At 66.4% G+C, this 25,938-nt stretch carries 28 protein-coding genes and 1 tRNA gene; 12 read left to right on the top strand and 17 right to left on the bottom strand.

The window, feature by feature from the left end; genetic code table 11:
- Window positions 1-6: 6 nt before the first annotated feature.
- From nosD to NX068_RS15990, 7 genes are read left to right on the top strand one after another with little or no spacing between them, the layout of a single operon-like run.
- The gene (nosD, locus tag NX068_RS16020) at window positions 7-1,395 is read left to right on the top strand and encodes a nitrous oxide reductase family maturation protein NosD (protein WP_263462252.1); all 1,389 of its coding nucleotides are present in this window, start codon (window positions 7-9) and stop codon (window positions 1,393-1,395) included.
- Window positions 1,392-2,255, top strand: coding sequence for a 4Fe-4S dicluster domain-containing protein (locus NX068_RS16015; protein ID WP_263462251.1), 864 nt, complete (start codon window positions 1,392-1,394; stop codon window positions 2,253-2,255). The genes nosD and NX068_RS16015 overlap by 4 nt, the downstream gene beginning before the upstream one ends.
- Window positions 2,252-3,229, top strand: a complete 978-nt coding sequence (locus tag NX068_RS16010; protein ID WP_263462250.1) for a NapH/MauN family ferredoxin-type protein — start codon at window positions 2,252-2,254, stop codon at window positions 3,227-3,229. Before NX068_RS16015 ends, NX068_RS16010 begins: the two co-directional genes overlap by 4 nt.
- Window positions 3,230-3,261: 32 nt before the next feature.
- Window positions 3,262-4,119 carry an ABC transporter ATP-binding protein gene (locus NX068_RS16005; protein WP_263462249.1) on the top strand — a complete coding sequence of 286 codons (858 nt, stop codon included), beginning with the start codon at window positions 3,262-3,264 and terminating at the stop codon, window positions 4,117-4,119.
- Window positions 4,120-4,121: 2 nt separating this feature from the next.
- On the top strand, window positions 4,122-4,616 hold the full coding sequence (locus NX068_RS16000; protein WP_263462248.1) for a hypothetical protein: 495 nt from the start codon (window positions 4,122-4,124) through the stop codon (window positions 4,614-4,616).
- A gap of 5 nt (window positions 4,617-4,621) precedes the next feature.
- On the top strand, window positions 4,622-5,449 hold the full coding sequence (locus NX068_RS15995; protein WP_263462247.1) for an ABC transporter permease: 828 nt from the start codon (window positions 4,622-4,624) through the stop codon (window positions 5,447-5,449).
- Between the two features lie 13 nt (window positions 5,450-5,462).
- Window positions 5,463-6,422: a prenyltransferase gene (locus tag NX068_RS15990; RefSeq protein ID WP_263462246.1), complete on the top strand. Its 960-nt coding sequence runs from the start codon at window positions 5,463-5,465 to the stop codon at window positions 6,420-6,422.
- A gap of 103 nt (window positions 6,423-6,525) precedes the next feature.
- On the opposite strand, the gene NX068_RS15985 is transcribed toward NX068_RS15990, so the two are convergent.
- The 3 genes from NX068_RS15985 to NX068_RS15975 are packed head-to-tail and all read right to left on the bottom strand — an operon-like array spanning window position 6,526 to window position 8,479.
- Window positions 6,526-7,020, bottom strand: a complete 495-nt coding sequence (locus NX068_RS15985) for a TlpA family protein disulfide reductase (RefSeq protein WP_263462245.1) — start codon at window positions 7,018-7,020, stop codon at window positions 6,526-6,528.
- 33 nt (window positions 7,021-7,053) lie between these two features.
- The gene (locus NX068_RS15980) at window positions 7,054-7,686 is read right to left on the bottom strand and encodes a hypothetical protein (protein WP_263462244.1); all 633 of its coding nucleotides are present in this window, start codon (window positions 7,684-7,686) and stop codon (window positions 7,054-7,056) included.
- A gap of 52 nt (window positions 7,687-7,738) precedes the next feature.
- A complete protein-coding gene (locus tag NX068_RS15975) occupies window positions 7,739-8,479 on the bottom strand; it encodes a class I SAM-dependent methyltransferase (protein ID WP_263462243.1) in 741 nt (246 codons plus the stop codon).
- 461 nt (window positions 8,480-8,940) lie between these two features.
- Between NX068_RS15975 and NX068_RS15970 the strand changes: the two genes are divergently transcribed.
- Window positions 8,941-10,290, top strand: coding sequence for a sigma-54 interaction domain-containing protein (locus NX068_RS15970; RefSeq protein WP_263462242.1), 1,350 nt, complete (start codon window positions 8,941-8,943; stop codon window positions 10,288-10,290).
- A 42-nt stretch (window positions 10,291-10,332) separates the two neighbouring features.
- On the opposite strand, the gene NX068_RS15965 is transcribed toward NX068_RS15970, so the two are convergent.
- From NX068_RS15965 to NX068_RS15915, 11 genes are all read right to left on the bottom strand, one after another.
- Complete coding sequence (locus NX068_RS15965) at window positions 10,333-11,019, bottom strand: MBL fold metallo-hydrolase (RefSeq protein ID WP_263462241.1); 687 nt, start codon at window positions 11,017-11,019, stop codon at window positions 10,333-10,335.
- A gap of 93 nt (window positions 11,020-11,112) precedes the next feature.
- Window positions 11,113-11,460, bottom strand: a complete 348-nt coding sequence (locus NX068_RS15960) for a NifB/NifX family molybdenum-iron cluster-binding protein (RefSeq protein ID WP_263462240.1) — start codon at window positions 11,458-11,460, stop codon at window positions 11,113-11,115.
- A 37-nt stretch (window positions 11,461-11,497) separates the two neighbouring features.
- On the bottom strand, window positions 11,498-11,971 hold the full coding sequence (locus tag NX068_RS15955; RefSeq protein ID WP_263462239.1) for a ferritin family protein: 474 nt from the start codon (window positions 11,969-11,971) through the stop codon (window positions 11,498-11,500).
- Window positions 11,968-12,279: a ferredoxin family protein gene (locus tag NX068_RS15950; protein WP_263462238.1), complete on the bottom strand. Its 312-nt coding sequence runs from the start codon at window positions 12,277-12,279 to the stop codon at window positions 11,968-11,970. The genes NX068_RS15955 and NX068_RS15950 overlap by 4 nt, the downstream gene beginning before the upstream one ends.
- On the bottom strand, window positions 12,276-13,577 hold the full coding sequence (locus NX068_RS15945) for an FAD-dependent oxidoreductase (RefSeq protein ID WP_263462237.1): 1,302 nt from the start codon (window positions 13,575-13,577) through the stop codon (window positions 12,276-12,278). Before NX068_RS15945 ends, NX068_RS15950 begins: the two co-directional genes overlap by 4 nt.
- Window positions 13,577-14,695 (bottom strand): electron transfer flavoprotein subunit alpha/FixB family protein, encoded by a 1,119-nt coding sequence (locus tag NX068_RS15940; RefSeq protein ID WP_263462236.1) that lies wholly within the window; start codon window positions 14,693-14,695, stop codon window positions 13,577-13,579. The genes NX068_RS15945 and NX068_RS15940 overlap by 1 nt, the downstream gene beginning before the upstream one ends.
- Complete coding sequence (locus tag NX068_RS15935) at window positions 14,692-15,504, bottom strand: electron transfer flavoprotein subunit beta/FixA family protein (protein WP_263462235.1); 813 nt, start codon at window positions 15,502-15,504, stop codon at window positions 14,692-14,694. Before NX068_RS15935 ends, NX068_RS15940 begins: the two co-directional genes overlap by 4 nt.
- A 106-nt stretch (window positions 15,505-15,610) precedes the next feature.
- Window positions 15,611-16,204, bottom strand: a complete 594-nt coding sequence (petA, locus tag NX068_RS15930) for a ubiquinol-cytochrome c reductase iron-sulfur subunit (RefSeq protein ID WP_263462276.1) — start codon at window positions 16,202-16,204, stop codon at window positions 15,611-15,613.
- 380 nt (window positions 16,205-16,584) lie between these two features.
- Window positions 16,585-16,661: transfer RNA gene (locus NX068_RS15925), tRNA-Pro, on the bottom strand.
- A 36-nt stretch (window positions 16,662-16,697) separates the two neighbouring features.
- Window positions 16,698-17,666 (bottom strand): octaprenyl diphosphate synthase, encoded by a 969-nt coding sequence (ispB, locus tag NX068_RS15920; RefSeq protein WP_263462275.1) that lies wholly within the window; start codon window positions 17,664-17,666, stop codon window positions 16,698-16,700.
- An 89-nt stretch (window positions 17,667-17,755) separates the two neighbouring features.
- On the bottom strand, window positions 17,756-19,027 hold the full coding sequence (locus NX068_RS15915; RefSeq protein WP_263462234.1) for an extracellular solute-binding protein: 1,272 nt from the start codon (window positions 19,025-19,027) through the stop codon (window positions 17,756-17,758).
- Here NX068_RS15915 and NX068_RS21270 point away from each other — a divergent pair.
- From NX068_RS21270 to NX068_RS15895, 4 genes are all read left to right on the top strand, one after another.
- Window positions 19,008-19,598, top strand: coding sequence for a hypothetical protein (locus tag NX068_RS21270; RefSeq protein WP_442806755.1), 591 nt, complete (start codon window positions 19,008-19,010; stop codon window positions 19,596-19,598). The two genes, NX068_RS15915 and NX068_RS21270, sit on opposite strands and share 20 nt — an antisense overlap.
- 92 nt (window positions 19,599-19,690) lie before the next feature.
- Window positions 19,691-20,785: a 23S rRNA (cytidine(2498)-2'-O)-methyltransferase RlmM gene (gene rlmM, locus NX068_RS15905; protein ID WP_263462233.1), complete on the top strand. Its 1,095-nt coding sequence runs from the start codon at window positions 19,691-19,693 to the stop codon at window positions 20,783-20,785.
- Between the two features lie 151 nt (window positions 20,786-20,936).
- Entirely contained in the window at window positions 20,937-22,388 is a 1,452-nt protein-coding gene (locus NX068_RS15900; RefSeq protein WP_263462232.1) for a DEAD/DEAH box helicase, read from the top strand.
- A 104-nt stretch (window positions 22,389-22,492) separates the two neighbouring features.
- On the top strand, window positions 22,493-23,785 hold the full coding sequence (locus NX068_RS15895) for an EAL domain-containing protein (protein WP_263462231.1): 1,293 nt from the start codon (window positions 22,493-22,495) through the stop codon (window positions 23,783-23,785).
- A gap of 45 nt (window positions 23,786-23,830) precedes the next feature.
- On the opposite strand, the gene NX068_RS15890 is transcribed toward NX068_RS15895, so the two are convergent.
- The 3 genes from NX068_RS15890 to NX068_RS15880 all read right to left on the bottom strand — a co-directional run bounded on the left by NX068_RS15890 (window position 23,831) and on the right by NX068_RS15880 (window position 25,932).
- A complete protein-coding gene (locus NX068_RS15890; RefSeq protein WP_442806754.1) occupies window positions 23,831-24,148 on the bottom strand; it encodes a hypothetical protein in 318 nt (105 codons plus the stop codon).
- 101 nt (window positions 24,149-24,249) lie between these two features.
- Window positions 24,250-25,629, bottom strand: coding sequence for an NAD(P)(+) transhydrogenase (Re/Si-specific) subunit beta (locus NX068_RS15885; protein WP_263462229.1), 1,380 nt, complete (start codon window positions 25,627-25,629; stop codon window positions 24,250-24,252).
- On the bottom strand, window positions 25,630-25,932 hold the full coding sequence (locus NX068_RS15880) for an NAD(P) transhydrogenase subunit alpha part 2 (protein WP_263462228.1): 303 nt from the start codon (window positions 25,930-25,932) through the stop codon (window positions 25,630-25,632). It abuts the gene before it with no gap.
- Window positions 25,933-25,938: the final 6 nt, after the last annotated feature.

The following is a 25,938-nucleotide window of genomic DNA, read 5'->3' as shown; positions in this document are numbered from 1 at the left end:
AGCCCCGTGCGCGCCCTTCACCGCCTGACCGTACTGGCCGCAGCCGCGGTCCTGGCCCTGCCCGCGGCCCAGGCCCGGGCATCCGACGACGAAGACCCGGTCCGCGGCCCGGGCGCCGGCGCCGACTTCTCGACCGCGCCGCGCGTCGATGTCCATAAGCCGGCCGAACTGATCCCGCTCTACATGCGGCACAAGCGCATCCACGGCCTGCAGCCTTTTCAGGAGCTGGTGGACAAGGCGCCCGCGGGCAGCGTGCTCCGGGTTCCGGCAGGGCACTACGCCGGCCCGGTGCAGCTCCGCAAGCGCCTGACGATCGAGGGCGAAGGCGAGGTCGTCATCGACGGCGGCGACAAGGGCACGGTGTTCGTGCTCGAAACCAACGAGGCCACGCTGCGCAATCTCACGATCACCGGCTCGGGCGACTCGCACGACGCCGACGATACCTGCCTGAACATCCGCGGCCACGGCAATCTGGTCGAGAAGCTGAACATCGCCGACTGCCTGTTCGGCATCGATCTCAAGCAGGCCGACCACAACGTCATCCGCGACAACAGGGTGCGCTCGAAGGACGCCGAGCTCGGCGTGCGCGGCGACGGCATCCGCCTGTGGTACAGCCACGACAACCTGATCGAGAACAACCTCGTCACCGACACCCGCGACATGGTGGCCTGGTACTCGCACCGCAACATCTACCGCGGCAACGAAGGCCGGCGCAGCCGCTACTCGATCCATTTCATGTTCGCCAACCACAACGTCGTCGAAGGCAACCGCTTCCACGACAACGCGGTGGGCATCTACTTCATGTACATGGAAGGCGGCGTGGCGAGAAACAACATCATCTCGCACGCCACCGGCGCCACCGGCATGGGCCTCGGTTTCAAGGAGTCCTCGGACATCCTGATCGAGGACAACGAGATCGTCTATTGCGCCGTGGGCGTGGGCTCCGACCTGTCGCCCTTCCAGCCCGACACCACGATCCGCTTCCTCGGCAACCGCTTCGCCTTCAACGGCATCGCCATCCAGCTCACCAGCGAGCTGGGCGGCAACGAGATGCTCGGCAACAGCTTCGAAGGCAACCTGACCGACGTCTTCCAGGCCGGCCGGGGACGCGGTGAAGGCACGAAGAACAGGTGGCAAGGCAACTACTTCGACACCTATCAAGGCTTCGACCGCGACGGCGACGGCCGCGGCGACACCCCGCACGAGGAATACGCCTACGCCGACCGGATCTGGATGGAGATTCCGAACGCACGCTTCTTCAAGACATCGCCCGTCCTCGAGCTGCTCGACTTCCTCGAGCGCCTCGCCCCCTTCTCGGCCCCCGAGCTGCAGGCGCGGGACGAGCAACCGCTCTACACGAGGCCCGCACGGCGCATCGAAGGAGACGCATCATGAGCGACGACACCAAGGCTCCGGCTGCCGCTGCCGCCAAGGGCGGCGCGCCGGTTTCGCGCGAGCGCAAGCGCCAGGGCCGGCGCAAGGCCCTGCGCACGATCCTGCTCACCGGCGGCGTGCTCGGCGCCGGCCTGTCCGGCTACCTGCCGCTGCTCCATGCCCGCAGCAAGCGCCTGCGCCCACCCGGCGCGCTCGACGAAAAGGAGTTCCTGCAGTCCTGCATCAAGTGCGGCCAGTGCGTGCAGGTGTGTCCGGTCAACGCGATCAGGCTCGCCGACCTGGTCGACGGCTTCGGCGTCGGCACCCCCTACATCGATGCGCGCGAGCAGGCCTGCGACTTCTCCTGCGACGCGGTGCAATGCATCCTCGCCTGTCCGACCGGCTCGCTGACCTACCACAAGCCGGATTTCCTGCCGGTGCGCGAGGGCGCGGCGCTGCCGCAGAAGCCGACCCTGATCGCCAAGATGAACGACCCCGAGCCCACGCTCAACATGACCGAGCGCATGGGCGTGGCGCGCCTGGTCCGCCCGGATTCCTGTCTGGCGATGAAGGGCGAAGGTTTCAAGGGCCAGGCCCGCGGCCCCGGCTTCGAGGGCAGGATGCGCTACGCCGAGGTCGATCGCTGGAAGCCGATCGGAATCGCGGAGCATCCCTACGACCTTCCGCTGTGCGACCTGTGCATGCGCGAATGCCCGATCGCCGGTGCGATCTCGCTGGAGAAATTCACCGGCCCCGGCGGCAGGACGCACGCGCGCCCGATCGTGCACGAGAACTGTGTCGGCTGCGGCGTGTGCGAGATGATCTGCCCGACCGAGCCCGCCTCCATCACCATCGTTCCGCGTGAGGTGTGGACATCATGAGCAAGCTGCTGACCCGCCGCTACCTCGACCAGATCAAGGCGATGTTCGGCAAGGAGCCCGAAAAGCCCAGGGAGATCTCGCCGGCGGCGCAGAAGATCCACTTCTACAAAAAGAACAACCGCGACGAGATCGGCCAGCTCAAGCATCGCCGGGCACACGAAAAACCCAGCCACAAGTGGCGCAACCGGCGCTGGGCGGCGCTGATCTTCGCCAACCTGCTGTTCGTGCTCTCCTACCAGCTCGACATCCAGGTGCTCGAAGGCGCATTGACCGCGTCGCGCTTCGTCGGCTTCCACATGGCCGACCTCAATTCGGCGCTGCAGGTGATGCTCGCCCACAAGCACATCATCACCAACCTGCTGATCGGCACCGCCACGGTGCTGCTGCTGTGGGGGCTGCTCGGCGGCCGGACCTTCTGCTCCTGGGTCTGCCCCTATCACCTCGTGGCCGAGTGGGCGGAGAAAATCCACCTTTATCTGGCGAAGAAGAAGCTCGTCACCGACCAGCCGATCGATCGCCGCCTGCGCACGGTGTTCTGGATCGTGTTCGCGGCGCTCGCCGTCGTCACCGGCTACACCGTGTTCGAGGCCATCTCGCCCACCGGCATCCTGTCGCGTGCGCTGATCTACGGTGTCGGGCTGTCGCTGCTGTGGGTGCTGGCCCTGCTCGTGTTCGAGGTCTTCTTCTCGCGCCGTGCCTGGTGCCGCTACGCCTGCCCGATCGGACTCACCTACGGCGTCGTCGGCATCGTTTCGCCGGTCCGCATCGTATACAGCCTCGAGAACTGTTTCCACGAGGGCGACTGCCGCAAGGTCTGCCTGGTGCCCCACGTGCTCGACACCGTCATCAAGGGCCGCGCGGTCGAGCCGGAAGTGCCGCTCGGCCCCGACTGCACCCGCTGCGGCCTGTGTGTGGACGCGTGTCCGACCGGTTCGCTGCGCTTCAACATCAAGGGTCTGTCCAGGCTGCTTTGAGCCAGGCCCCGACACATGACGGGAGACGACACATGATCCGACTGGAGAACGTCCGCAAGACCTTTCGCGGCGTGCGGGTACTCGACGGCCTTTCGTTCGAGCTCGCCCTCGGCGAACGCATCGCGCTGATCGGCTCGAACGGCGCCGGCAAGACGACGCTGATCCGCTGCCTGCTCGGCGAGTATGTCCATGACGGCGAAGTCCGCATCGGCGGCGCCGACCCACGGCGCGATCGTGCCGCGGTGCTCGCCGGCATCGGCTTCGTGCCGCAGTTGCCGCCGCCGCTGAGGATGCCGGCCGGCCAGTTGATCGACTTCGCCGCCGGCCTGTGCGGCAAGGCACCGGCCCGCATCGACGACATCGCACGCCAACTGGGGCTCGACGTCGATGCCATCCGCACGCGCCAGTTCGTCCGCCTGTCGGGCGGCATGAAACAGAAGCTGCTGATCGCGATCGCACTCGGCCGCGACGCGAAGCTGCTGATCATGGACGAACCGGCCGCCAACCTCGACCCCGAGGCGCGCAGGATCTTCTTCGACCTGCTCGCCGAACGGGCCCAGGCGGCGACGATGATCATCTCCAGCCATCGGCTCGACGAGGTTTCCGCGCTGGTGAACAGGGTGATCGAGATGGACACCGGGCGCATCGTACTCGACGACAAGGTCGCCGAGCCCGGTGCCTTGTCCAGCCGGCTCGACTGCCGCATCAGGCTCAAGCATCCCGATCCCGCGATCGCCAAGGCCCTGGCAGGCTGGAAGTTCGCCTTCGACGCCGGCGAGGCCGCCTGGAGCGGCGAGATCGCCGGTGCCGACCGCCTGCGCTTCCTCGGTGTCGTCTCCCGCTATACCGGGCTGGTCAGCAGCCTGGACATGACCGAAAGGACCCATTGACCATGTGCAACCCGCATCGACGTCGATTCATCGCGCGCCTGGCGACAGGCGGACTCCTGCTCACGCCGCTCGCCGCCGCGCTGTCGGGCTGCGGCACCGGCGACAAGTGGCCCGAGGGCATGCAAGCCATCGTCTGGGACCGCGACACCTGCTCGCGCTGCAACATGACGATCTCCGACCGCCGCTTCGCCGCGCAGCTGCGCGGCGGCCCCAAGCACACGGCGTTCAAGTTCGACGACATCGGCTGCCTGATCTTCTGGCTGGAGGAAAAGCGCGAGCAATTCCCCTGGATGGCGGATGAAGCCACCCGCATGTGGGTGGCCGGCTTCGACAGCAGGAGCCGCGAGGAGATGATCTGGCACGACCCGCGCAAGGTGCGCTACGTCGCCCGCAGTTCGCCGATGGGCTACAACAGCGCCGCGATCGGGACGGCCACCGAGGCCGAAAGCATGGGCTACGACGAGGTACGCAGGCAGATACTGGCAAGGGGAAGGTGAAGCTCATGAAACAGTTCTGGCTCACCGCCCGTCTGGACATCGTCGAATCGCTCCGTGCTCGCTGGTTCCAGATCTACTCGCTGGTGTTCGGCGGCATCGTCGCCCTGCTCTTCCTCTTCGGCCTCACCGAATCGCGCGTGCTCGGCTTCATCGGCCTGTCGCGCCTGCTCGTCACCTACATTCAGCTGACGATGGCGATCCTGCCGATCTTCGTGCTGATCACCACCGTCCGCTCGGTCGCCGGCGACCGCGAGGCGGGCGTGTTCGAGTACCTGCTGTCGCTGCCGGTATCGCTGTGGGCCTGGTTCTGGGGCAAGTTCGCCGGCCGCTACATCGTGATCTTCCTGCCGGTGTTCGGCGCCATGCTGCTCGCCGTGGCCTGGGCCGCGGTGCAGGACATCGAGGTGCCCTGGGACATGTTCGCCTACTACACGGCGCTGATCGCGGCCATGGCGATGTGCTTCCTCGGCTTCGGCATGCTGATTTCCTCGATCGCACGCAGCACCGACGTCGCCCAGGGTGCGGCCTTCCTGACATGGCTGGGCTTCCTGCTCTTCCTCGACCTGATCCTGCTCGGCGTGATGATCCAGGAACGCATCTCCCCGGAGCTCGCGGTCACGATCGCACTCGCCAACCCGCTGCAGGCCTTCCGCACCGCCGCGCTGTCGATGTTCGACCCCCAGTTGATCGTGCTCGGCCCTTCCGCCTACGTGATCCTCGACATCTTCGGCGCCGACGGCTACAAGCTGTTCGCGGTCGCCTACCCGGCCGCACTCGGGGTGGCGAGCGCCGCGCTCGGCTTCCTGATCTTCCGCCGCGGCGACCTGCCCTGATCTCCCGTCACCCATGAACGACGACGAATCCCTCCGCGCGCCCCTGCGCGGTCCATTCAGGAACGCATTCACGCGCTATCTCGCGGCGACGCGGCCTGCCTTCCTGACCGTGACTTTCGCCGGCTCGCTGATCGGCCTGGGCACGGCGGCGGCCGACGGGCTCGCCATCGATTTCGCCAGGGCGCTGGTCACCCTGCTGTTCGCCCTCGTCGCCCATGCGGGCGCAAACGTCATCAACGATTATTTCGATGCGCTCAATGGCAGCGATGCCCTCAACACCGAGCTGCTCCACCCCTATACCGGCGGCAGCCGCTTCATCCAGAACGGTTACCTGAGCCTGGCCGAGATGCGCCGCTTCGGCTACCTGCTGCTGGCGGCGGTGGTTCCCGGCGGCCTGTGGCTGACGATCGGGTCGGGCCCCGGCCTGGTCGTGATCGGCCTGACGGGCCTGCTCGTGGCCTGGGCCTATTCCGCGCCGCCCTTCAAGCTGATGTCGCGCGGCATCGGCGAAGCCGCGATCACCGCGGGCTGGCTGCTGGTGGCGCTCGGCACCGACTACGTGCAGCGCGGCGAGCTGGCGGCGCTGCCGCTGGTGGCCGGACTGCCGTTCGCCCTGCTGGTGGCTGCCATCCTGTACATCAACCAGTTTCCGGACCGCCGGGCGGACGAAGCGGCCGGCAAGCGCACCGTGGTCGTGCGCCTCGGGCCGCAGGCCGCGAGCCGCGGCTATGCAATGCTGGTGGCCCTTGCCTACCTGTGGCTGCTCGGCGCGCTGATCGCCGGTGCCTTGCCGGCCAGCGCCACCGTGGCCCTGCTGCCGGTCGTCCTGTCGGTCCGCGCCGCGCGCAGCCTGATGGCCGACGCCGGACATCCGTCCCGCCTGGTGCCGCCGATCCGCGACACCATCGCCGCGGCCAACCTGTCCGGCGTGCTGCTGGCTGCAGGCCTGGCGGTGTCGCGGCTGTTCGCATGAAGCATGCTCCACGCCGCCGGCCTGGCCTCGTGCTTCCGCGCGCCGTACCCGCATGCGCTCAGCGCTGCACTTTCCGTGGCGCCAGACCCAGGACGCTGCCGACTCACTGCAGCAGGGTCTGGACTGCGGCGTCGAGATCGGCCCTGCGCACCACGCCCAGCTTGCTGCCGACCGGCGACCCGTCGCGGCCGATATACACGGTGAAAGGCAGTCCGGCCTTGTCGTTGCCCAGCGTCTTCATCAGCGCGATGCCGTCCCTGGCCGCAAGCACGACCGGATAGCTCATGTCATAGGCCCTGGCGAAATCGCGCACACGCCCGGCATCGTCCTCCAGCGCCACGCCGATGACTTCGATGCCATCCGCGGCCTGTTCCCCTTGCAGCCGAACCAGTTCGGGGATCTCCTCGCGGCAGGGACCGCACCAGCGCGCCCAGAAGTTGACGACGAGCGGACGGCCGCGAAACTGCTCCATCGGCACCGCCCGTCCATCGACCCCCACCAGGGTGGACGCGAAGAAGGCCTTCGTCTCGATCCCCTCCGCAGCCTGGGCACAAGCGGTGAAGCCCAGGCACAGGACAGCGACAAGTTTCTTCATCATGATCATGCTCCATCGAATCGATTGCGCGCTCGCTCAGCGCTCCCACGCACAGCCCTGCAGGGTGTCACCCTCTTCCAGCTCCAGCGTCGCCTGCCAGCCCGTCAGCGCGCTGCCGTCGGCGAGTCGACACAGGCCCTGTGCAAGATTCAGGCTCGCTCCCGGCGCCGCGATGCGGTACCGCTCACCCTCGTGCTCGATCGCCCCATACTCGAACTGCAATACCGGCTTGCCGATACGCTCGACACGAAGCCTGCCGGCGCCGGCAACGGCTTCCCAAGCGGATTGCAGCCCCACTGCTCGCCAGCCAGCCTCATCGCCGATTTCGCTCAGGCAGCGGGCCGCCGCATGGACGAAGTTGATCCCCGAAACCTGCAATGATCCGCCCCGCTCGACGGCGAGCAGCTCGACGTACAGGCTGCGCCCCGGTGCCAGGCCGAACGCCTTCAGGGCGGCGAGCACTTTCCCGCCATCGGAGACGTCCTCCACGTTCAGGTAGCTGCGATGCCGGCAAGGCGCCAGAAAGTGGCGCCCTTCATGTTCGAGCATCAGGCCTCTGGCGATCTTCGCTTCCGCCGATGCCGGCGGCAGGCCCGCCGCGCCCTGCTGCGCCAATACGTGGAACGCTGCCAGCACGGCAAGGAGAAAAACCAGTCGGGAATGCTTCATGGGAAGACCTTTCTGCTGCGGCCATGTCGGCCTGGCTCCGGCCGGAAAGATTTCAGGCCGGCGGCTTGATACCGCGGTGGATGCAGGCAATGCCGAAACTCAGATTGCGCCAGCCGACGGCGGCAAGCCCGGCAGCTTCCAGCATTGCGGCAAAGCCTTGCTGATCGGGGAAGTTCCGGATCGATTCGACCAGGTACCGGTAGGCCGCCGGATTTCCTGCCACCCAGGCGCCGAGACGCGGGATGACATGGAAGGAATACGGCTCGTAGAAAGGCCGGAGCCATTTCAGCGGACGGGAAAACTCCAGGCAGGCAAAGACGCCGCCCGGCTTGAGCACACGCACCGTTTCGGCCAGAGCGGCCTCCAGGCAGGTCGCGTTGCGCAATCCGAAGGCAACCGCGAGCCCGTCGGCCGAAGCGTCCGGCAGCGGCAGTTGCTCGGCTTCGCCGGCAAGCCAGCGGATCGGCATCGCCCCGCGCTTTCTGCGTCCTTCATTCATCATCGGCATCGACGGATCGATCACCAGCACTTGCCGCCCCGCACCGTGCATCAGCAGGGCTGCCACATCACCGGTGCCGCCCGCCAGATCGACGAACAGGCCATGCCCGGGCAGATCCGCCGCCAGGCTGCGCTTCCACAGGCGATGGATGCCGAAACTCATCAGGTCGTTCATCAGGTCGTAACGCGTCGCGACGTCGTCGAACACCCGGCGAATCCTTTTCCTGCGCTCGTCCGCCGTCACCGGCTGCCGGCCGAAAGTCGAATCCATCGCCTTGCCGCTATCGCCATTCATCAACACATTCGAACCCTGTCCGAGGGAATCCGGTATTTCCAGCCTCCGCGGCATCGCAGGGCTGCCCAGCAGCCGAGCAGCAAATGCCGTGCCATTTTCCCTCGAACATCAGGAGAGGCGCCTGTCTCAAGCCGCGCAAGCCTTTCCAGCTTTATCGAGCGTCTCGGCCATCTTCCAGGTGGCTGCCATCGACCGCCATGGATGGCAGTCCATATGCGGTGGCAGTCCATGACTCGAATGAAAAAGCGATGGAACGGCACCCCGGCAAAGGCGGCAGACAATTCCGGATTGATTCCGCGGGCCATTCTTCTCGATTCGCATCCTGAATGCCGAATACCGGTCTCGCACCGCGGCGAAATCGAAAAGCCTGCAATACGGCATGGAGCCCGCTCGATGAATCAGGCGGAGCCTCTGTCCTTATGGCAGAATCGAACTCTCCGTTCCGTCATGGCGGCATCCCAATGAGCCCCGCGTCGCGCCCTCTGCCCGAATTGATTTCGTTCATGGAGACTTTGCCGGAACCGCATATCCTGTGCGGCCGGGATTACCGGATCATCGCCGCGAATGCGGCATATCGCCGCACGTATCCCGATAGGCAGAGCGTGGTCGGACGAACCTGCTACGACGTGTCCCACCATTACAGTGTCCCATGCGATCGCGCGGGAGAGTCCTGTCCACTGGCAAAGAGCCTGCAGTCGGGGCAGCGCGAAAAGATGCTCCACCTGCACCACACGCCGCGCGGGGAAGAATACGTCACCATCGAACTTTCGCCGATCCGGGATGCGGAGGGGGAGATTGCCTGGTTCATCGAGAAGATGGAGCCGATGCAGGTGGCGCGGGGCGCGACGGGCCATCAGGGACTGATCGGGCGCGCACCGGCATTCCAGCGCATGCTCGAAATGGTGATGAGAGTGGCGCCGTCCGAGGCCAGCGTGCTGCTGCAGGGCGAGTCCGGTACCGGCAAGGAACTCGTCGCCAGTGCAGTACATGCGGCCAGCAGCCGGGCGGAGGCGCCTTTCGTCGTGGTGGATTGCTCCGGCCTGCCGGAAACCCTGTTCGAGAGCGAAGTCTTCGGCCACGAGCGCGGCGCCTTCACCGGCGCGGTCGCGCGCAAGCAGGGGCTGGTGGAGGCGGCCAGCGGCGGCACGCTGTTCCTCGATGAGATCGGCGACATTCCGCTGAGCATGCAGGTCAAGCTCTTGCGCCTGCTCGAAACCGGCACTTACCGCAGGGTCGGCTCGACGGAACTGCGCCATGCGGACGTGCGCCTCGTTTCGGCCACGCATCGTCCGCTGCGACAGATGATCCGCGACGGTGGCTTCCGCCAGGATCTGTACTTCCGCATCAATGCCTTTCCGATCCTCGTGCCGCCGCTGCGCGAGCGGCGCGAGGATCTGCCGCTGCTGGTGGCTTCGCTGCTCGAGCGGGTGGCGCCACGCCGCCGGCTGAGCCTGTCGCCGGCGGCCTTGCGGGCCTTGTCCGCCTATCCCTTCCCCGGCAATGTGCGCGAACTGCGCAACGTGCTGGAACGTGCCAGCCTGATGTGCGACGGAGAACTGATCGACCTCGAACATCTTGCCGAAGAGGTCCGCAACCCGGGCGAACCGCCCGAAGCTGCGTATGCGCGCCAGGAAAGCGCGATGGAAACGGCAGCGGGACTCGATCTCGGCGAAATCCAGCGCCAGGCGCTGATTCAGGCGGTACGCGGCCACCGTGGCAGCCGTCGGGATCTGGCGCGCAAGCTGGGTTTGAGCGAGCGCACGCTTTATCGCCGGCTGCGAGCGCTCGGCCTGGACCACGCTGCAAACTGAGACCGGCCCCGTCGTCCACCAGCGTCGGCGGAACCCGGCTGCTCATGGCACGGGATCGCGGCCGGCGGAATTCATCGTTCTCCGCGCGGCCATGTCGGTAATGAAGGCTTCCCGGCCGCGCCGCAGCACGGACGCGAAGCGCATCCTCAATTCGTCCAGCGTTGCGACCCGGCGCGCCTTGATCGGATGGGCAGGGAATACCAGGGTTTCTTCCGGCAGGACGAAAACGCGCCGGATCAAGGTATCGAAAAGCCTTCCCGGATCTGCCTCGCTGTCATGGGCGGCACAGCCGTCCAGATCGAAGACATCGCCGCAAAAGAGGCGGTCGCGCCAAAGGTAGCTCAGGCTGCCGGGGGTGCGGCCGGGCGTGCCGATCACGCCGATCGTCTCTGTGCCGAACGAAAGCGTCGCCCCGTGCGCGACGCGGCGCAAGCGCGCCGCCGGCATGCCGGCCGTGTCGATCTCATCGCCTGAAAGCAGGCTGGCGCGGGTGCGGCCGCACAATTCTTCGCATGCATCGGCATCGGCCACATGGGCATGGGTGCGAAGGACATGTTTCAGCTCGACGCCACGCTCTTCGGTCAGGGCGAGAATCAATTCGGTCTGCCCACGCGGCGGATCGATGACCACCGCAGCCCTGTCGATCAGATCCGCCAGCAGATAGCCGATCAATCCCGTTTGCAGCCCCTCGATCGGCCTGAACTGCAGCGGATTCACCTTGGCATGCATCGAAACGGCCTCCCTGCTCCTGGTCCCGCAACGACGGACCACGGGCGTCTGCCCGGCCTGGCGCAACTGCGGGATAGGCATGGACAGGCGGGTTCAAGCGCGCTCGCGGGCGAGAACTTTCGGCGGCTTGACGATGCCCTGGATGTAGTCATGCACGGCCTGCAGGGGATTCTCCTCAGCGCTGCAGACGACCTCGATACCGCGTTGTGCCATGCGCGAGACGAAATCGTCCTGCGCACTGCCGGTGATGATCGCCGTGACGCCATCGACCGGATGGCGACCGCCGTGAAAGGAATGGAAAGCCATTTCCTCGGGCAGATCCAGCAGCTCGATTTCCTGGGGGGCACAGGGGCAACGGATATCGTAGATCAGGAAGCGGTGCGCCCTGCCTGCGTGCGCGGTGACGGTGCGCAGGTTCTGGCTGGTGATCGCAACTTTCATCGGGAAGACTCCTCGACCGAGCGCCCGTGCGCTCCTCTCATTCCTTGCCGGCCGGCCTGGCCAGCATCTCATGCAGCATCGCCACATGCTCCGCTTCCTCGGCAGCGAATTCGGCCGCCATGGCCTTTACCAGCGGGTCGGCCGACCCGGCCGCGATCGAGCGGTAGAAATCCAGGCCGCCCTGCTCGCTCTCCAGCGCGAGCCTTAGCGCCGCTTCGACGTCCATCAAGCCGTCGACGCCCCACCACGGCGCGGCCTCCGGCGGCTCGCCATGCGGCCATTCGTAGCCGTCCTGCGGCAGATCCCGGACATGTCTGAAACCGGCCCGCTCCATCGCGTCCTCGAGGTGCAGCCGGGAGAAGTCCGCGAAGCGCCGGAACACCGCCTCCACTTCGGCGTTGCCATGGGTGGCCATGTGTTCGGCCAGTTCGTCGAAACGCCTCGCCGACTCCGCCTCCAGACGCACGGCATGGGCCAGGAATTTTCGGATACCGTTCATCGCGCCGATCAACCGAACTTGAAGAGGATGCCGAAACCACCCCGCGGGTAGTTCCAGTCGACATTGGCTTCGTCGCACACCAGCCGGCAGGTACCGCATTCGAGGCAGCCATCGACGACGAGGTCGATGCCGCCGCCCTCGACAGCGCGCCAGCAGCCGGCGGGGCAGCACACGGTACAGGGCTTGGCGGCACACGCCGTGCAGACCGCGGCGTCACGCAGCTTGATGTGCGGCCTGCCGACATCGACGCGATAGCGATCCTGGAAGAGCTTTTCTTCCACGTTGACGCTGGGCAGCAGGGGTTCGGCAAGCATGTTCATCGAAACGCTCTCCAGAACTTGTAGGCATCGCCCAGCAGGCCGAGCAGGGAGCGCCTGCGCGCCAGTTCGCCGAGGATCTTCTTCTGCTTGTCGCGCTTGGGTGCGCCGTCGACCGTCAGGATTTCCCGCGCGGCATCACCGACGAAACGTGGATACAGGTCGAGGATGTGCGGATTTTCGTGAAGCAGCTCCGGTACGCCCTGGTACTTCTTCAGGTCGGCCATCACGAAACTTTCGTCCAGCCCCTGCCTGTATCCCGCCAGATTGGCGGCGCTGAACGGCTTGCCGGCCTGGCGCAGTGCGATCAGCGTCTCCGCGGCGATGCGCCCCGAGGTCATCGCCAGGTTCGAGCCTTCGCGATGCACCGCATTGACGAAGCCGGCCGAGTCGCCGACCACCAGCCAGCCTTCGCCGTAAAGCTGCGGCAATGCGCGATAGCCGCCTTCGGGGATCAGGTGGGCGGAGTACTCCTTCATCTCGGCGCCGTCGATCAGCGGCTGTACGGCAGCGTGGCGCTTCAGCCCTTCCAGCAACTGGTAAGGCGTGAGCTGCTGCCGCTTCATGTCGCCCAGCATGCAGCCGATGCCGATCGCGATCGAGTCCTTGTTGGTGTAGAGGAAGCCGGTGCCGACCATGCCGTGGGTGACGTTGCCGGCGATCTCGATGACCACGCCCTGGGTGCCGCTGATGTTGAAGCGTGCTTCCAGGGTTTCCTTGGGCAGGAACAGCACCTCCTTCACCACCAGCGCCATGTCCTCGGCCTTGATCGCGGGGCGCAGGCCGGCACGCTCGCCGAGCAGCGCGTTGGCGCCATCGGCGAGGATCACGCAGTCGGCCAGGATGTCGCCCTCGGCGCGCTCGGTACGCACGCCGATGACTTTGCCGGCGTCGTCCTTCAGCAGGCCGGTCACCGTGGTCTCGCAGATCACCAGCGCGCCGGCACGCTTGACCTGCTCGGAGAACCAGCGGTCGAAGCGTGCGCGGATGATGGTGTAGCGGTTGTACGGCTGCTGCGAGAAGCGCGCGTCGCGGTGGCTGACGCCGGTACAGGTCTGGTTCTCGTCGAGCAGCCACATCCGCTGTTCGGCGACGTGCCGTTCGAGCGGCGCCGAGTCGCGGAAGTCGGGAATGATCTTCTCCAGCGCATCGGCGTAGAGAATCGCACCCTGGACGTTCTTGGTTCCCGGCGATTCGCCGCGTTCGAGCTGGAGCACGGACAGTCCCCCGCGCGCGAGGGTGTAGGCCGCAGCATTGCCGGCCGGGCCGGCGCCGACGACGATGACGTCGAATTTCTCCATCACACCGTCTCCTCCGCCGCCTGCGCCCGCCGCGCCCGCGCCTCGGCCAGACGCCGGGCGAAGGCGCGTTCGAGCGCAGGCAGCAATTCGGCGGCGCTGCCGATCAGGGCGTAGTTGGCGAAATCGAAGATCGGCGCCCGCGGATCGGGATTGATCCCGGCGATGACGTCCGCGCCCTCCATGCCGACCCGGTGCTGCACCGCGCCGGAGATGCCGGCGGCGATGTAGAGCTTGGGCCGCACGGTCTTGCCCGACTGGCCTACCTGGCGTTCGACGTCGGCCCAGCCGGCATGCACCGCCGGGCGGGAAGCGCCCACCTCGGCGCCGATGGTGCTCGCCAGGCGGGTCACGAGGGCGAAGTTCTCCGGCTTGGCCAGGCCCCGGCCGCCGGCGACGATGAAATCGGCGAACGGCAGCTGGGGTTTGTCGGCGCGGGCATCGGGGATGAAATCGAGCACCTTGGTGACGACCGCGGACTCGTCCAGCTTCAGGCCGTGCTCGACGACGCGCGGCAGGCGGCCCGGCTGGCGCACAGGCATCGCCATCACCCGCGGCCTGACCGTGGCCATCTGCGGCCGCGTCGCCAGGTTGACGATGGTGCACATCAGGCTGCCGCCGAAAGTCGGGCGGCTCGACAGCAGCGAACGGTCGCTGGGGTCGATGTCCAGCCCGGTACAGTCCGCGGTCAGGCCGGTCAGCAGCGTGGTCGCGACCGAACCGGCCAGATCGCGCCCCTGCGTGGTTGCACCGAGCAGCAGGATTTCCGGCTGGTAAGTGTCCACCAGCTCGGTCAGCCCCGTGGTGTAGGGCTGGTTGCGGTAATCCTCGAGCACCGGATGCTGGGCCAGGTAGCACAGCTCGGCGCCGTGGGCACCGGCTTCCTCGGCCAGCTTCCTCACCGCCTCGCCCATGCCGCCCAGCAGCACGCCGGCCAGCTCCACGCCCAGCTTGTCGGCCAGTTCGCGCCCCTTGCCGAGCAGTTCCCAGGACACCGGGTGCACGTGTCCGTGCTCGTGCTCGATGAAGACCCACACGCCCTTGTAGGACTTGAAGCGTTCGGGCAGGACGCGCTTGGGCTTCTTGATCGGCTTGGCGGCGGTGTCGAGTGAGTCGCTCATGGCTCCACCCCCTGCTGGCCGAGCAGTTCCAGATGTTCGAGCATGGCGTCCTCGAGATGCGGATGATCGGCGAACAGCTTGTCGACGAAGGCTTCGGCGATCGCATCCGGGGTTTCTCCTTCGATGCGCAGCGCCTTGACCGCCTTGGGCCTGGGACCGAAGACCTGGGCGACCACCGTGGGCGAGCCCTTCAGCCCGACCTGGGCGAGCTCCACGCCGATGCTGTCGCGGTTCCAGCGCTGCACTTCCTGGCGCGCCGCTCTGAACATGCCGGGCATGTCTGCGAAGCGGAGCTCGTTGCTGCCCTCCAGCATGGTCACCACCGCAGGCAGCGCCGACTTCAGCACCTGCACACCTCCTTCGGCCCTGCGGTCGACGACGATGTGCCGCGCCGCCGGCTCCAGCTCGCGGATCTTCGACACGTAGGTCAGCAACTGCCAGCCGAGCCGGATCGCAATGCCGGGACCGACCTGGGCGGTGTCGCCGTCGATGGTCTGCTTGCCGGTGAAGATCAGATCGACCGGCGTCCGCGCATCCAGCGTTTTCAGCGCAGCCGCCAGCACATAGGAGGTGGCGAGGGTATCGGCACCGGAGAACACCTTGTCGGTGACCAGGATGGCCTCATCCGCACCGAGGGAAAGGCACTTCCTCAGCGCCTCCTCGGCCTGGGCCGGCCCCATCGTCAGCACGGTGATCCGGGCGCCGGTACGATCCTTGATCCGCAGCGCTTCCTCGAGCGCGAACAGGTCGTAGGGATTGACGATGGTCGGCACGCCTTGCCGCATGATCGTGTTCGTGACCGGATGCACGCGAATCTGCGCGCTGTCTGGAACCTGTTTTATGCAGACGGCGATGTGCATGGCATTCAGTCCCGTTTGCAAGGATTCGACGGCAGACTCATCGCCCCGGCCCTCATCACGCAGAATCACCGCTGCCGTCGTCACCGATCCGGACCACGGCTTCCGACAACCACTGGTAAGGCGGCACTTCGAGATTGGTCGGCGCCGGCTGGCTGAGGTAGACACGCCCGGCCAGATCGAAGATCGAGCCATGGCAAGGGCACAAAAAGCCGCCCGGCCAGTCCTCCCGCATCCCTTGCGCAGTGCCCGGCGCAAACTTCTCCGACGGCGAGCAGCCGAGGTGCGTGCAGATGCCGATCACGACGAGAAATTCGGGATTGATCGAACGATGACGATTGGCGGCGTACTCGGGCTGCTGTTTTTCCGCCGAGGCAGGATCGACAAGGCGCTGCTCATGGCCTTCCAGCGCGGCCAGCATCTCCGGCGTGCGGCGCAGAATCCACACCGGCTTGCCCCGCCACTCCACGGTCATCATTTCACCCGCCGCCAGCTTGCCGACATCGGCTTCGACCGGCGCCCCGGCCGCCTGGGCGCGGCTCGACGGCGTCAGGCTGGCAACGAAAGGAACCGCAGTCGCAGCCGCCGCAACAGCCCCTGCACCCGCAGTGGCAGCCAGCAGCTTGCGGCGGTCTTCGAGATATTCGGACATCGACTGCTCTCCCGGCAACGAAACAAAAAAGAAGCAAGACCGGGAAACACGCGATCCAATCCAGCAAACTCTGCCGGGGGGTGGGCCGAAGAGGGAACGGCTCAGGCAGGAATTTGGCCGGCGGCCTTGCTTCGACCATTCCATTGCAATCCGCGTGCCACGGACGAGAAGGCGCGAAACGGGCGGAAAACAGGGGATATTGCCAACAGGGCTGCGCTAGCGCCTGCCATTTACCGCCAATTCTGTCAGCCTGATTGGCAGTTCTGCCATGGGCACGCGTGGGACGGCAGTTGCGGGATTTGCTCTGCCCCGACGCGCATGGAGGCCAAAAAGCAAAACGCCCAAGTGATCGACTCACTTGGGCGTTTCCCGGGAATTTCTGGTCGGGGAAAGAGGATTCGAACCTCCGGCCCCTGCGTCCCGAACGCAGTGCTCTACCAGGCTGAGCTATTCCCCGACACTTGTTTGCTGCCTTGCGAAGCCCACTAATATATCAGTGATTTCGCTCAACTGCAAAGTGGGACAATTGTAGCAGCGCGTCCTTGAAAATGGAAGGGGGCAGCACCGAAATCGCATCGATCGCCAGCCGGACTTCGGCTTCGGCGTAGCGGCGGGTTTCTTCCAGCGCACCGGTGGTCTTGATCGCTGCCAGCACGGCGGCGAAATCGTCACGGCCGCCGTTCTCGATGGCGCCACGCACCAGCGCGGCCTGTTCGGGCGTGCCGTGGCTCATGACATGGATCAGCGGCAGCGTGGGCTTGCCTTCGGCGAGGTCGTCGCCGAGGTGCTTGCCGGTATCGGCTTCGTCCGCGGAATAGTCGAGCACGTCGTCGATGAGCTGGAAAGCGGTGCCTAGGTGCATTCCGAATGCGGCAAGGCGCTGCTCGGTATCCTCGTCCGCGCCGCCGACGATGCCGCCCAGGCGGGAGGCGGCTTCGAACAACTTGGCGGTCTTGTAGCGAATCACACGCAGATAATCCTCGATGAGGACATCTGCGTTGTGACAGTTCAGCAACTGGAGGACTTCGCCTTCGGCGATGATGTTGGTGGCGTCGGCCAGCACGCGCATCACGTGCATGTTGTCCACCCCGACCATCATCTGGAAGGCGCGGGTGTAGAGGAAATCGCCCACCAGCACCGAGGCCGCGTTGCCGAACATGGCGTTGGCGGTCTTGTTGCCGCGGCGCAGGTCGGACTCGTCGACGACGTCGTCGTGCAGCAGCGTCGCGGTATGGATGAACTCGACGACTGCAGCCAGTTCGTGGTGATGCGTCCCCTTGTAGCCCATCGCCCCGGCGGTGAACAGCACCAAAGCGGGACGCAGGCGCTTGCCGCCGCTATGGATGATGTATTCCGCAACCTGGCGGATCAGGACTACGTCTGAATGGAGACGGCTGCGGATGGCCGCATCCACCGCCTGCATGTCGGCGGCGATCGGCGCAAAAAGCTGCTTGACGGACAAGGCGGACACGCTGGCGGAAAAAGCCTGGATGGTAGGCGCCCGCGTCGACTCGCGTCAAGCCGCGCAGGCGACCTGCTTCCGGCGCCGTGCTAGTGGCTGGCCAAGGCGCGCGCCACGGCGTTGTCCAGCGCTTCCTTGGCGGCCTTGCTGTCGGCCCACACGCCGGCGAGCTCCTCGTCGAGGATGCGGCGCACGCGCTCGCGCTCGACCACCGGCTGGGCGCCGGATTCGGCCGTGGCCGGCTTGTTGGTGAGCTGCTCGACGGCCACGCGCACATTGTCGAGGTCGTCGCCCAGCAGTTCGCTGGTCGATGCCAGCAGGCCGGCGCGGTTCAGCGGCAGGTAGCCGGTCTCGCGCTGCCAGGCGACCTGGTTCTGCGGCTCCAGCCAGAACGCGATGAAACGCGCGACCGCCTTGTATTCGGCCGGTTTCTTGCCCGCGGAGGCCCACAGCGCAGGACCGTCGGCAATGGTGTTCTGCGGCGCGCCGGGGAAATCGTCGTAATACGGCAGGCGCGACACCGCGACATCGACCTTGCCCTGGCGACGGAAATCGGCCCAGCTCGACGACGACGCCGCGATCACCGCGCAATCGCCGCTCGCGAAGCGCTGCTCGGCTTCGCTGTTCTGCTCGAAGACATGCAGATAGCGCGCCCGCGACCAGCTCGCCATCATCGCCACGTGCTTGACCTGGAACATGCCGTTGAAGGACGGCGCCATCGTCAGCGCCTTGCCTTTGCCCTGGGCCTTGGCGACGGGCTGGTTGTGCCAGGCACTCAGGTTCTCGACCATCACGCGGCCCGGCTCGGCCACGGTGTAAGGGCAGGCATGGCCGGTATCGGCCAGGCGGCCGAGCGTTTCCTGCAGTTCGAACCAGGTCGCCACCGAAGGCGCTTCCGCGTTCACCCCCGCCTTGCGCAAGGCCTCGCGGTTGAGGAACAGCACCGGCGTCGACAAGCCGACCGGCAGCGCCAGCAGCTGGCCCTTGGCATTGACCGGGGTGCGCGTCATCATCGCGGGCGGACGCAGCGTCTGCAGGGGCACGCCGGCGTCCTTCATCAGCGCGTGCAGCGCCTTGTAGCGCGGCTTGCCGGAGACGAAGGCTTCTTCGTCCTCGCCTTCGAGGATCAGCATGTGCGGCGCTGCACTGCGCCAGTCCGCATCGGACAGCACCACCCTGGCGTTCTTTTCCTGTGCGTTGAAGCGCTCGACCAGCTCCTGCAGCGCCGCTGCCTTGCTTTCGGGCAGCCGATGGAAGAGCTGGATCTGCACGCCGGCATCCGCTTGCGCCGCAGGTATGGCAACACCGGACAGAAGGGCGGCAAAGGCAATGACTGTCGTCTTGAAACGTTTGGTATTCATGGACCTGGCGCAAAAGGAAAACGGCGGGAAAAGAAGGGTGGCAAAAACCGGTCAACCGAAGAATTATAGAGCGCTCCTCGATGTTGTTGACGGAACATCGCACGCCTTCACCCCAGGCCTTCAAGATATGGCGGACGATGCCGTTAAACCCTGCCATAGCCCGTGCCCATTCCGACCAGCCATGCACCGACACGCCCTGCCTTCCGCACCTGCGAAACGCACATTCGCGAGACTCCTGCTCGCCGCCTCGCTGACGATGACCGCCGGCTGCGACGTCCTGGGCGAGTTGCTGGAAATTCCCAACCCAGCACGCGAACAGGCAGCGAAGGACGCGGAGGGACGTGCGGTCGGCAGCGCCTGCCGCCATGCCGGGCGCTCGCTCGAAGACTGCTACGCGCTCAACCCATCGTCCGAGAAGGCAGCGGTATTCACCGGCTGGCGGGACATGAACGATTACATGATGGAGCACAAGCTCGACACCGTTCCATCGAGGCTGGTGCCGGGTGCCCAGCAGCAGGCCACGCCCGGCACGGCCGCCTCCCCGGGCGACGCCACGGCGCCCGCACAGTAGCGGCGCCACTGCCCCTGGCGGGCTGCAGGGCTTATCATCCGCACTTTCCCCGCATCTGCTCCCATTTCGCGATGGGAGCACCCCCTTCATCGATGACCCAACACACACCCGCCGCCGGCCTGCCCTGTTCCGGCCTGATCGGCTATTGCCGCGCCGGCTTCGAGAAGGAACTGGCCGGCGAGATCGACGACCTGGCCGCCGAAGCCGGCCTGATCGGCTTCGTTCGTGCCCAACCCGATACCGGCTACGTCGTCTTCGAGACTTTCGAACCCCTTCCGCTCGGCAGCTTCGGCGAAGCCACCGACTGGCGGCGGCCCTGCTTCGCGCGCCAGTTGCTGCCGTATTTCGCCCGCGTCGAGGATCTGCCCGAGCGCGACCGCGCCACGCCGATCGTCGACGCGGTCAAGGCCTCCGGCCAGCGCTTCTGCGGCGTGGTGCTGGAGACGCCGGACACCGACGAGGCCAAGCAGCGTTCGGGCTTCTGCAAGCGCTTCACCGAACCGCTGACCAGGGCATTGGAGAAAGCGGGCTGCCTGCGCAGCAGCCGCACCGGCCTGCCGGTGCTGCACGTGCTGTTCACCGACGCCACCACCGCTTGGCTGGCGGCCGGCCTGGACGGCCAGTGCGCGCCCTGGACCATGGGCATTCCGCGGCTGCGGATGCCCTCCAACGCCCCCAGCCGTTCGACCATGAAGCTGGCCGAAGCCTTCATGACGCTGCTGGAAGAAGGCGAGCGGGAAAACATCCTGCGCGCCGGACAGCGCGCGGTCGATCTGGGCGCCGCCCCCGGCGGCTGGACCTGGCAGCTCGTCCATCGTGGCCTGCGGGTGACCGCGATCGACAACGGCCCGCTGCGCGACAGCGTGATGGCGACCGAGATGGTCGAGCACCTGAAGGCCGACGGCTTCACCTGGCGGCCGCAGCGATCGGTCGACTGGATGGTGTGCGACATGGTCGAGCAGCCTTCGCGCATCGCCTCGCTGATGGCCGAATGGATCGCCACCGGCAAGTGCCGCTACACGATCTTCAACCTCAAGCTGCCGATGAAGCGCCGGCTCGAAGCCGTCGAGCAATGCCGCGAACTGATCCGCAAGCGGCTCAACAGCGTCGGCCCCTTCGACCTGCGCATCAAGCATCTCTACCACGACCGCGAGGAAGTCACCGCCTTCCTCACGCTGAAGCGCTGACGCCGGCCCGACCGGGCAGGGCCAGGCCGAGAACGGCCTGGCCCTGCCGCAAGCGAAGCCCCTGTCCCGTAACGATTTTCCGTGCGGTGTATAATCCGGGGTTTCGTAATCAGGCGGTCGGCTGCCGGCCGCATTCAACGCAAAGGCGCCCATGAGTTTCGCCGATCTCGGCCTCATTCCCGAACTGCTCAAAGCCGTCACCGACGCCGGCTATTCCGAACCCACGCCGATCCAGCGCCAGGCCATCCCGACCGTCATCGCCGGCCACGACGTGATGGGCGGCGCCCAGACCGGCACCGGCAAGACGGCCGGCTTCACGCTGCCGCTGCTGCAGCGAATCGCCCGCCACGCCAACACCAGCACCTCGCCCGCCCGCCACCAGACGCGCGCGCTGATCCTGGCGCCGACGCGCGAGCTGGCGATGCAGGTGTACGAATCGGTCAAGACCTATAGCAAGTACCTGCCGCTGCGCTCGGTATGCGTGTATGGCGGCGTGGACATCCGCGCGCAGCAGATGGAACTGCGCCGCGGCATCGAAGTGGTCATCGCCACCCCGGGCCGCCTGCTCGACCACGTCGAGCAGAAATCGATCAACCTGTCCCAGGTCGAAGTGCTGGTGCTGGACGAAGCCGACCGCATGCTCGACATGGGCTTCATCCCCGACATCAAGCGCATCCTCGCGCTGCTGCCGGCCAACCGCCAGAGCCTGCTGTTCTCCGCCACCTTCTCGGACGAGATCAAGAAGCTGGCGGACCAGATGCTGAAGAACCCGCAGCTGATCGAGGTCGCACGCCGCAACATGGTGTCGGAGACGATCACCCACGTGGTGCACCCGGTCTCGTCGGGCATGAAGCGCAACCTGCTCGCCCACCTGCTGCGCCACCAGCCGGACACCCAGGCGCTGGTGTTCGTCGACACCAAGATCGTCTGCGGCAGGCTGGCCCATTTCCTGGAGCGCAGCGGCATATCGGCCGACGCCATCCACGGCGACAAGAGCCAGCAGCAGCGCACCGAAACGCTGGAGGCATTCAAGAGCGGCAAGCTGCGCGTGCTCGTCGCCACCGACGTCGCCGCGCGCGGCATCGACATCGACGAACTGCCCTACGTCATCAACTTCGAACTGCCACATACCGCCGAAGACTACGTGCACCGCATCGGCCGCACCGGCCGCGCCGGCCACAAGGGCAACGCGGTGTCGCTGGTCAGCACCGAAGAAAAGCACTGGCTGGCCGAGATCCAGAAGCTGATCAAGCTCGAGATTCCGCAGGAGATCGTGCCCGGTTTCGATCCCGAGCCCGAGTTCTTCGAAGCCGGCAGCCGGTCGCGCGGCCGCCGTGCCGCAGCCGCCACCGATGGCCAGCGGCCGCCGCGCCAGAGCGGATCGCGCCAGCCGGGGACGCACCAGCCCGCCGTACCGGCGGCACGGACCGGCCCCCGGTCGCGTTCGACGGTCGCCGCGGACGGCTTCGATTTCAGCAAGCCTTACCAGCCCGCAGCCTCGTCGTCCGCCTCCGAGCACCCGGCTGCCGATGCCCGTCCCGACTCCCTGCGCCGGCCCCAGCGGCCGATCGCGGTTCTGCTGGGCGGGCTGGGGCGAAAATAGCCGCGACTCGGGCGTCTATTTCCGGCTCGGCGATGACGGAGGTTCAAGTATTCTGACGGCGATGCCGTAGATCACTACACCACCACCCGCAGGCCTTGTTCCTCGTGAATCTTCCCGGACGCCCGTCTTCGCCGCAGCACGAACCTTTTGTTGCCGACCTCTCGGAAGGCGCCGAAACGGGCGTCTACCTGGCCCTGCTCGAACTGATCGACGAAGGGCTGCTGATCATCGGCGACGAGTTCATCCTCGACGCCAACACGGCGGCCTGCAAGCTGCTGGAACGCGACTACAGGGAAGTCGCGGGTCGGCCGCTTGCCACCCTGTTCCCGGACGAGGAGCGTTTTCTCGAAGCACGCGGCCGGCTCCTGATCCAGGGAGAGCGACGCAGCCAGGTCGGCTTCGCCCTGCCGGACGGACGCACCCGCGAACTCAAGGTGCTTTGCGCGCCCCGGCTGCGCCCTGGTGTCCATGCGCTGGTGCTCAGCCCCACCGGCTCCCGCACCCGCGCGCCGTCCCGTACGTCTTCACGCACAGCGATGGAGCCGGCAGCCCATTTCGCCGCCCATCTCGATCCACGTCATCGCGTCCTGAGCCGCCCGGGCAGCCTGTTCGAAGCCGCCATCTGGCCCGACGCCAGCGCCGGCAGCTTCGAACCCCGGCTGTGGCAGGCGCTCGACCAGGACGAATTCTCGCTGGACTTCCAGCCGCTGATCGACACCCGGAGCAAACACCTGTGCGCCGGTGAAGCGCTGCTGCGCTGGCAGCACCCGACGCTAGGCCAACTGCCGTTCGGACGTTTCCGGAACGCGATCCACGACCCGCAACTGATCGCCCGCCTCGGCGATTGGGCGCTCAATGCAGCCTGCCGCAGCGCCCGCACCTGGCACGGCAGTGAGGGCCAGGCGCCCAGGCTGACCGTCAATGTCGCCACCGAGCAGTTGCTGCATGGCGATTTCGCCGAATGCGTGCGCCTGGTGCTGGAGGACAACGATCTGCCGCCGGCACGGCTGGAGCTCGATCTCGACGAGAAAGTGCTCGAAAGCGACAGCCCGGGCCTGCTGGCAACCCTGAAAGCGCTGTCGGCAATGGGCATCCGCCTTGCCATCGACGATTTCGGCCGCGGCCTGTCGTCGATTCCGCAGTTGCGCCGTTATCCGCTGAACGCCATCAAGCTGACGCCCGGGCTCGTCCAGGGCGTGGGACACAGCGAAGACAGCGAGGCCGTCGTCGAAGCCATCGTCAGCCTGGCAGACACGCTCGGACTCGAAGTGCTTGCCCGTGGCGTGGAAACTGCCGCCCAGCGCGATTTCCTCAGCGCCCTGGCCTGCCACCTGCAGCAAGGCCCCCTGTTCGGCCAGCCGATGACGGCACACGCGTTTTCGCGCTTCCTGGCCTGAGCTCCCGCACATCGCCCGATGTCGCTCGTCGAAGGCCGCGCGTCTTCAGTAGTCGAGCAGCGTCCGGCAATCTTCCTCGCGACCGGTCATGGCACTGAAACGGTTCAGCCGCTCGCGCACGAAATCGTCGGGGATGCGCGCATTGGCGCAAAACTCCCGCAACTGCATCGCATAAGCCAGGTTCTGCATGTCCTCGACCGTCTTTGCCACGGCGGGAAAGCGGTAACCGTCGGTCTTGCGCCATTCGGGCACTTCCGGCTTCGCCGCGGCCGGCTCCGGCATGCCGCCGGCCGTGGTCGCCGGCTGCTGTGCGGCAGCCGGCAGCAGGACGGAGAACAGGCTCAGGAAAAGCAATGCACGCATGAAGGACATCGGGCCGTAAGCAGGAATGATCCTCCTGCTTACGGCCCGATGAGGCCAGGCTTTAGCTCCGGCCGGCACCTGCCGGCCGGAAACCACCCGGATCAGGACTCCAGCGCCTTGACGTGGGTGATGACCTGGGCGATCGCTTCCTGCGCGCTGCCGTACAGCATGCGGCAGTTGTCCTTGTAGAACAGCGCGTTCTCGATACCCGAGTAGCCTGCGCCCTTGCCGCGCTTGACGACGATGACGTTCTGCGCCATGTCGACGTTCAGGATCGGCATGCCGTAGATCGGGCTGGTCTTGTCGGTGCGGGCGACCGGGTTGACCACGTCGTTGGCACCGATCACCAGCGCCACGTCGATCTGCGGGAAGTCGGCGTTGATCTCCTCGAGGTCGAAGATCTTGTCGTAGGGCACACCGGCTTCGGCCAGCAGCACGTTCATGTGGCCAGGCATGCGGCCCGCGACCGGATGGATCGCAAACACCACCTCGACGCCGCCCTCTTCGAGCAGTTGCGCCATTTCCCACACCTTGTGCTGCGCACCGGCCACCGCCATGCCGTAGCCCGGCACGATGGCGACCTTGCTGGCGTAGCGCATCACCGAGGCGGCATCGAGCGCGGAGAACTCCTTCATCGTGCCTTCGATCACTTCACCTTCGCCACCGGCGGCGGCACCGCTGATCGGGGTGAAGATGACGTTGGTGATCGGACGGTTCATCGCCTTCGCCATCAGCTGCGTCAGCAGCGTGCCCGAGGCACCGACGACGATACCGGCGACGATCAGCGCCGGGTTGCCCAGCACGTAGCCTTCGAAGCCCACGGCCAGGCCGGTGAAGGCGTTCAGCAGCGAGATCACCACCGGCATGTCGGCACCGCCGATCGGGCTGGTCAGGATCGCGCCCAGCGCCAGCGCCAGCACGAAGAACAGCACGATCAGGGTCGAGGACGGCGTGTCGGAGACGATGATCGCCAGCCCCAGCACCGCGGTCAGCACGGCCAGGCCGATATTGACCAGGTTCTGGTTGGGCAGCCGGAAGGCATTCTTCATGATGCCCTGCAGCTTGGCGTAGGCGATGCACGAACCGGAGAAGGCCACCGAGCCGATCAGCGCACCGAGCACCGCCAGCGTCGCCACCACCGGATCGGTGATCTCGCCGCGGGCGAACTCCAGCGCCGCGATCGCCGCCGCCGCACCACCGCCCATACCGTTGTAGATGGCGACCATCTGCGGCATGTCGGTCATCTTGACCGTCTTGCCGCTCCACCATGCCACGGCGCCGCCGGACACGATGGCGAGCACCATCAGGCCGACGTTGTGCAGATCGGGCGTGAAGAAGGTGACGACGGTGGCCGCAACCATCGCGTAGCCCGCCCATACGATGCCCTTGCGGGCCGTCACCGGCGAGCTCATCGCCTTCAGGCCGAGGATGAACACCACGGCAACGATGAAATAGGACGCCTGAATGAACCAGTTCGCCATTTATGCGCCTCCTTCCTTCTTGTTGCCACCCTTGAACATCGCCAGCATGCGCTCGGTGACGACGTAGCCGCCGGCCGCGTTGGCGGCGCCGAGGAACACGGCGATGAAGCCGATCACCAGTTGCACCGGGTCTTCCGGGTCGGCGTGGCCGAGCACCACCATCGCGCCGACCAGCACCACGCCGTGCACGAAGTTGGAGCCCGACATCAGCGGCGTATGCAGGATCACCGGCACGCGCGAGATCACCTCGTACCCGGTGAATGCGGCCAGCATGAAAATGTACAGTGCTGCGTATCCTTCCATCGTGGT

The sequence above is a fragment of the Thauera carbonicopians genome, assembly GCF_025699485.1.
Lineage (GTDB): Bacteria > Pseudomonadota > Gammaproteobacteria > Burkholderiales > Rhodocyclaceae > Thauera.
Note: the sequence above shows the minus strand (reverse complement) of the source record. Positions and strands in the feature narration are given on the sequence as shown.

What these genes read in the sequence shown, in the direction of transcription:
- NX068_RS16015 (WP_263462251.1), top strand. Translation starts at nt 1,392, where the DNA reads ATGAGCGACGACACCAAGGCTCCGGCTGCCGCTGCCGCCAAGGGCGGC.
- NX068_RS16010 (WP_263462250.1), top strand. Translation starts at nt 2,252, where the DNA reads ATGAGCAAGCTGCTGACCCGCCGCTACCTCGACCAGATCAAGGCGATG.
- NX068_RS16005 (WP_263462249.1), top strand. Translation starts at nt 3,262, where the DNA reads ATGATCCGACTGGAGAACGTCCGCAAGACCTTTCGCGGCGTGCGGGTA.
- NX068_RS16000 (WP_263462248.1), top strand. Translation starts at nt 4,122, where the DNA reads ATGTGCAACCCGCATCGACGTCGATTCATCGCGCGCCTGGCGACAGGC.
- NX068_RS15995 (WP_263462247.1), top strand. Translation starts at nt 4,622, where the DNA reads ATGAAACAGTTCTGGCTCACCGCCCGTCTGGACATCGTCGAATCGCTC.
- NX068_RS15990 (WP_263462246.1), top strand. Translation starts at nt 5,463, where the DNA reads ATGAACGACGACGAATCCCTCCGCGCGCCCCTGCGCGGTCCATTCAGG.
- NX068_RS15985 (WP_263462245.1), bottom strand. Translation starts at nt 7,020, where the DNA reads ATGATGAAGAAACTTGTCGCTGTCCTGTGCCTGGGCTTCACCGCTTGT.
- NX068_RS15980 (WP_263462244.1), bottom strand. Translation starts at nt 7,686, where the DNA reads ATGAAGCATTCCCGACTGGTTTTTCTCCTTGCCGTGCTGGCAGCGTTC.
- NX068_RS15975 (WP_263462243.1), bottom strand. Translation starts at nt 8,479, where the DNA reads ATGAATGGCGATAGCGGCAAGGCGATGGATTCGACTTTCGGCCGGCAG.
- NX068_RS15970 (WP_263462242.1), top strand. Translation starts at nt 8,941, where the DNA reads ATGAGCCCCGCGTCGCGCCCTCTGCCCGAATTGATTTCGTTCATGGAG.
- NX068_RS15965 (WP_263462241.1), bottom strand. Translation starts at nt 11,019, where the DNA reads ATGCATGCCAAGGTGAATCCGCTGCAGTTCAGGCCGATCGAGGGGCTG.
- NX068_RS15960 (WP_263462240.1), bottom strand. Translation starts at nt 11,460, where the DNA reads ATGAAAGTTGCGATCACCAGCCAGAACCTGCGCACCGTCACCGCGCAC.
- NX068_RS15950 (WP_263462238.1), bottom strand. Translation starts at nt 12,279, where the DNA reads ATGAACATGCTTGCCGAACCCCTGCTGCCCAGCGTCAACGTGGAAGAA.
- NX068_RS15945 (WP_263462237.1), bottom strand. Translation starts at nt 13,577, where the DNA reads ATGGAGAAATTCGACGTCATCGTCGTCGGCGCCGGCCCGGCCGGCAAT.
- NX068_RS15940 (WP_263462236.1), bottom strand. Translation starts at nt 14,695, where the DNA reads ATGAGCGACTCACTCGACACCGCCGCCAAGCCGATCAAGAAGCCCAAG.
- petA (WP_263462276.1), bottom strand. Translation starts at nt 16,204, where the DNA reads ATGTCCGAATATCTCGAAGACCGCCGCAAGCTGCTGGCTGCCACTGCG.
- NX068_RS15915 (WP_263462234.1), bottom strand. Translation starts at nt 19,027, where the DNA reads ATGAATACCAAACGTTTCAAGACGACAGTCATTGCCTTTGCCGCCCTT.
- rlmM (WP_263462233.1), top strand. Translation starts at nt 19,691, where the DNA reads ATGACCCAACACACACCCGCCGCCGGCCTGCCCTGTTCCGGCCTGATC.
- NX068_RS15900 (WP_263462232.1), top strand. Translation starts at nt 20,937, where the DNA reads ATGAGTTTCGCCGATCTCGGCCTCATTCCCGAACTGCTCAAAGCCGTC.
- NX068_RS15890 (WP_442806754.1), bottom strand. Translation starts at nt 24,148, where the DNA reads ATGCGTGCATTGCTTTTCCTGAGCCTGTTCTCCGTCCTGCTGCCGGCT.
- NX068_RS15885 (WP_263462229.1), bottom strand. Translation starts at nt 25,629, where the DNA reads ATGGCGAACTGGTTCATTCAGGCGTCCTATTTCATCGTTGCCGTGGTG.
- NX068_RS15880 (WP_263462228.1), bottom strand. Translation starts at nt 25,932, where the DNA reads ATGGAAGGATACGCAGCACTGTACATTTTCATGCTGGCCGCATTCACC.